At 61.1% G+C, this 5005-nt stretch carries 6 protein-coding genes and 1 pseudogene; 6 read left to right on the forward strand and 1 reads right to left on the reverse strand.

Annotation, left to right across the window (positions count from 1 at the left end):
• Nucleotides 1-297, forward strand: a 297-nt coding sequence (locus tag A2I95_RS25830) for a hypothetical protein (protein ID WP_291734523.1), incomplete at its 5' end; no start/stop codon positions are given.
• A 73-nt stretch (nt 298-370) separates the two neighbouring features.
• On the opposite strand, the gene A2I95_RS25835 is transcribed toward A2I95_RS25830, so the two are convergent.
• A complete protein-coding gene (locus A2I95_RS25835; RefSeq protein ID WP_291734525.1) occupies nt 371-799 on the reverse strand; it encodes a peptidylprolyl isomerase in 429 nt (142 codons plus the stop codon).
• A 171-nt stretch (nt 800-970) separates the two neighbouring features.
• Between A2I95_RS25835 and A2I95_RS25840 the strand changes: the two genes are divergently transcribed.
• From A2I95_RS25840 to A2I95_RS25860, 5 genes and pseudogenes are all read left to right on the forward strand, one after another.
• Nucleotides 971-1657: a haloacid dehalogenase type II gene (locus tag A2I95_RS25840; RefSeq protein ID WP_291734527.1), complete on the forward strand. Its 687-nt coding sequence runs from the start codon at nt 971-973 to the stop codon at nt 1655-1657.
• A 10-nt stretch (nt 1658-1667) separates the two neighbouring features.
• Nucleotides 1668-2498 (forward strand): alpha/beta hydrolase, encoded by an 831-nt coding sequence (locus A2I95_RS25845; protein ID WP_291734529.1) that lies wholly within the window; start codon nt 1668-1670, stop codon nt 2496-2498.
• The gene (locus A2I95_RS25850; RefSeq protein WP_291734531.1) at nt 2495-3472 is read left to right on the forward strand and encodes a threonine/serine dehydratase; all 978 of its coding nucleotides are present in this window, start codon (nt 2495-2497) and stop codon (nt 3470-3472) included. Before A2I95_RS25845 ends, A2I95_RS25850 begins: the two co-directional genes overlap by 4 nt.
• A 45-nt stretch (nt 3473-3517) precedes the next feature.
• Nucleotides 3518-4714 carry an endonuclease/exonuclease/phosphatase family protein gene (locus tag A2I95_RS25855; protein ID WP_027257557.1) on the forward strand — a complete coding sequence of 399 codons (1197 nt, stop codon included), beginning with the start codon at nt 3518-3520 and terminating at the stop codon, nt 4712-4714.
• A gap of 132 nt (nt 4715-4846) precedes the next feature.
• Nucleotides 4847-5005, forward strand: a pseudogene (locus A2I95_RS25860) (3-oxoadipate enol-lactonase); the annotation flags it as partial.

Here is a 5005-nt window from a genome sequence, read left to right on the forward strand (position 1 = left end):
GTCTCCGATACCGACCCGGACAAACAAAATCCCGAATTTACGACCGACGGAACACCGCTCGCCGCACCGGGGAAACTCATGTCTGCTCTGGGGGCATTGTCTCAGTCCGCCCGCAGTGCAATGGGGTATGGTGACCCGATGGACTACGTCGAACTGCCCGCGGAAGAAGACACAGCGTCTTCCCAAAGCGGATTTTCGGCGTTCTTTGCCTCTGACGAAGAACCTGCAGCCCGGCCGGCAGTCAGCGCCATGCCACAAAACCGCATTCCAATACGTCGCGCAGGCGTCAGCAACTGACACAGCCAAACATCGCATGTGTCAGCGCAGGTGCCGACACATGCTGGTCTTGGTAGCCGCAGGGTATTTGCGATCAGGCGATCGACACCAATTCAATGTCAAAGGTCAGATCCTGGCCCGCCAGCGGATGATTGGCATCCAGAGTCACCGTTGCATCATCGACATCAACCACAGTCACCGGCAAAACTTGCCCTTCGGGGGTTTGCATCTGCAACTGAGTGCCGGCTTCCAACGGGATGTCGTCTGGGATCCCTTCGCGCGGAATTGCCTGACGTGCGGCCGGGTTGATCGGGCCATAGGCTTTCTCGCAAGCGATATTGATGGTCTTCTTGTCGCCGACTTTCATGCCAGCCATTTCTTCGTCCATTCCCGGAATAACCTGACCGGTCCCCACAGTGAACGACAGCGGATCGCGGCCTTCGGAGCTGTCAAATACGCTGCCATCGGTCAGGGTGCCCTTGTAATGGATATGCACCGTGTCGCCGTTTTTCACTTCTGTCATGAGGGGTCCGATCCTGTTCGGGTTTCAAAGGTTGGGTACCCTAAGGTCTCACACGGGAATGTAAAGCACACCTCTGGATGCGCCCGCCCTGATGCGCTGGGGTTTTCTCACACACATGCCCTTCCCCCCTTGGGTTGCCTGTGCCACTCTCTGCCGCAGGGAGAACACGCCATGCCGATTACCACCTGCATTTTTGACGCCTATGGGACCCTGTTTGACGTGGCGGCGGCCGCGCGTCAGGCGGCCCAAGAACCCCAGTTTCCGCAATTGGCCGACCGCTGGGCGGATCTGGCCAACAGCTGGCGGTTAAAACAGCTACAATACACTTGGCTGAGGGCCGTCGCCGATGCCCATGACGACTTCTGGGAGGTGACGCAAAACGGGCTGGATTGGGCTTTGGAAGCTTCAGGTCTAGACGGCGATGCGGTGCTACGTCAGCGTCTGTTGGATCTCTATTGGGAGCTTCAGGCCTATGCCGAAGTCCCTGCCATGCTGGCCGCACTGAAGCAGGCTGGGTTGAGCACCGCCATATTATCCAACGGCTCTCCCGCCATGCTGAACGGGGCGGTGCAATCCGCCGGGATCGGTGATGTGCTGGATGATGTGCTGTCGGTGGAGAGCGTCGGCATCTTCAAGCCCGACGCCCGCGTTTACGATCTGGTTGGTGCCCGGTTCAATTGCGCCCGCGAAGAGGTGTTGTTTGTCTCCTCCAACGGCTGGGACGCGGCCGGGGCATCCGGCTACGGGTTTGTCACCGCCTGGGTCAACCGGGCGGGCGAGCCTGTTGACAGGCTGCCCTGGAAGCCGGCGCATATCCTGCCGGACCTCACCACAATTCCCGATCTGGCCAAGGGATAAACGTTCACACATGCTGTTTTTTGAAACCTCAGACGGGTTGCAGCTGCATTACTCCGATGCCGGGGAGGGTGTGCCGCTGCTGTGCTTGGCGGGCCTGACCCGGGACAGCCGCGATTTTCGCTACTTTGCGCCTCATGCCACAGGCTGCCGGATGATCGCTCTGGACGCCCGCGGACGGGGACAGTCGGATCATGATCCGGATTTCATGACCTACAATGTTCTGCGCGAAGCGCAGGATGTGCTGGAGCTGCTGGATCATTTGGGATTGGACCGCACTGCCATTCTTGGCACTTCGCGCGGCGGATTGGTGGCGATGACACTGGCCGCCATCGCCAAAGACCGGCTTGCCGCAGTGATCCTGAATGATGTCGGCCCAGAGATCCCCGCAGATGGCATTGCCCGGATCATGGAATACGTTGGCCGGCGCCCAGCTGCAAAGACACATGCGCAGGCTGCCGAAGCACTTTCTGCCCTGATGGCGCCGGCCTTTCCCGGTGTCCCGGCTGCACGCTGGCGCGAGGAGGCCGAGGCATTCTACGATGAAGGCGCCGACGGGCTCAGCCTGCGTTATGACCCGCGTTTGCGGAACGCGCTGCTGGCGCAAGCGGAGGCGGGGCCTCCCCCGGATCTCTGGCCTCTTTTCATGACCCTGGACGGCCTGCCCTGCGGGATCATCCGCGGCGCAAATTCGGACATTTTGAGCGCCGGAACCTATGCGGAAATGCAGCATCGCCTGCCTGCGCTGCAAGCCGTGGAAATTCCAAACCGCGGCCATGTGCCCTTTCTGGACGAGCCAGAGGCGCTTGCCTTCATCCATTCCCTATTGGACCAGATCAAATGACCTCAATCGCCATGATCGAAGCTGCGGCAGCGCGGCTGAAAGGCCATGCCCGCGTCACGCCGCTGCTGTCTTCGCCGTTTCTGGACGAAATCGCCGGACGGCGTCTGTTTGTGAAGGCGGAATGCCTGCAGCACACCGGATCCTTCAAGTTCCGCGGCGGCTGGTCCGCGGTATCGGCGCTGCCAAGCGAGGCCCGCGCGCGGGGTGTGCTTGCCTATTCCAGCGGCAACCATGCGCAAGGCGTGGCCGCGGCAGCCAAAGCGCACAAAGCGCCTGCTGTGATCGTGATGCCCGCTGATGCGCCGCAGCTGAAGATCCAGAACACCCGTGATCTGGGCGCTGAGGTTGTGCTGTACGACCGCGTCGGCGGGGAAAGCCGCGAAGCCGTTGGCGCCCGGCAAGCTGGGGAACGCGGGCTGGCTCTGATCAAACCCTACGACGAACCGCTGGTGATTGCCGGTCAGGGCACCTGCGGGTTGGAGATTGCGGAACAGGCCGCTGCCGAAGGCATCACAAGGGCGGATATTCTGGTCAACTGCGGCGGCGGCGGATTGTCGTCGGGGATCGCTCTGGCCCTTGAGGCGCGCGCACCGGACCTGCGGGTGCGCCCGGTGGAACCGGAAGGATTTGATGACGTCACCCGTTCGCTGGCCGCTGGTGAAATCCGGCAGAATCCCAGCCAATCCGGCTCGATCTGCGACGCGATCCTGACCCCGCAGCCGGGTGAGATCACCTTCCCCATCCTCAGCCGCCTGTGCGGGCCGGGCCTGGTCATCACCGAAGAAGAAGCGATGCGGGCGATGGCGTTGGCCTTTTTGCGGCTTAAGATCGTCCTAGAACCCGGTGGGGCTGCATCGTTGGCCGCCGCCTTGTTCCGCCCTGACAAGATCGGCGGCGAAGCCGTGATTGCAGTCGCCACAGGCGGCAATGTGGATGCAGCGCTGTTCCAGGAAGCGCTGTCACGCTATGCTTGAACTCTGACCGCACGGAAGTCCGTGCGGCAGCCAGGGGGGCCGTTCATGACACGTTTCACCATCGCCTCGTTCAACGTCAAAAATCTGATAGGACCCGAGCGGGAATACTACCGTTTTCAAAGCTACACGCCCGAGGAATATGCGTGGAAGGCTGATTGGATGGCGGATCAGCTGCTGACGCTGAATGCCGATATCCTTGGATTTCAAGAGATCTTTGAAGAAGCTCCGCTGCGCCAGGTTATTGCCGAGGCTGACCGGCGCGGGGCGGAAGCAAATGCAGCCAGTATCCCCGACCCCTCTAAGCGCTACCACCGCAAGGCGATTTTTCAGAAACTGGCCTATGGGTCTTATGCCGGAGCCGCGCTGGCCTTTGCCCCGAACGTCAATGACACAGGTGAGCCTGGAAAGCGGCGCCCGGGGCTCGCCGTGCTGTCGCGGTTCGGCTTCCAAGGCGAGGCAGAGGTGATCCAGGAGCTGGCTCAGCCGCTGGACATTCCGATGGCTTGCCTGGGCGAAGATGACGACGCTGGTTTCTATACCCTGCGCCGCCTGTCGCGTCCGATTCTGAAAGTGCGCGTGCCGGTTGGCAATTTGGTCATCACGGTCTTCAACTGCCATTTAAAGTCGAAGCTGGGTGAATTCATCACCCCGCAAGGGGCGTCTTACGCTCCGGAATCCGTGCTGACGGCATATGACGCCGCGGGCCGTGCCCTGGGGTCCTTGCGCGCAGCGTTGCGGCGGATGGGGGAAGCCTGGGTGCTGCGCCGTGCGGTGCTGGACGAGTTGGAACAGGGCCACCCGGTGATGGTGCTGGGGGATTTCAATGACGGCGAAAACGCGGTCAGCAGCGAAATCATCTCGGGTGAGGCGCCATTCAAGAACTACGCCTGGATGCTGCGCCATGATGCCCGGCACAGCGGTGACCGCTACAGCGAAGAAGAAGACAGGCAGATTCACGAAGCCATCGACCGGGTGCGGCTGCGCCCGGCTGAGAAAATGTTCCTGAAGAAGAGCTTGCGTGATGTGGTCTACACCACCGCTTTTGGCGGAGTGCATGAAAGCATCGATCAGATCTACATGTCGCGCCATTTCGACCCCGCCTGGCACGGCGCGCTGGGGGAGATGCAGTACTACAGTGTATTCAACGATCATCTGACCGACGGCAGTCACCCGGAGGCGCCCTATAACAAGCTAGCATCAGACCATGGGCAGATCCTGGCCCATATGGAGCTGCGCAGCTGAGGAGCACCGGAAAAATCCGATTTTTCCGGCCAATTTTCTTACTCAAGAAAATTCACCGCCTGCGGCCAGCGGTTGGTTTACCTCGCCGCCCCGACGCACGTAGACTGCCGCGGAACAGCAATGAGGCACTCCATGCAGATCGCAGACCTGGGCGATGTCCAGCTTCACTACCGCATTGACGGCGACGCGGATGGCCCGCCCATCGTCTTTGCCAATTCGCTGGGCACAGACCTCAGGGTTTGGGATGCGGTAGTGGACCTGCTGCCAGCGGGCCTGCGCGCTATCCGTTAT

The organism is Leisingera sp. F5 (assembly GCF_001593695.1).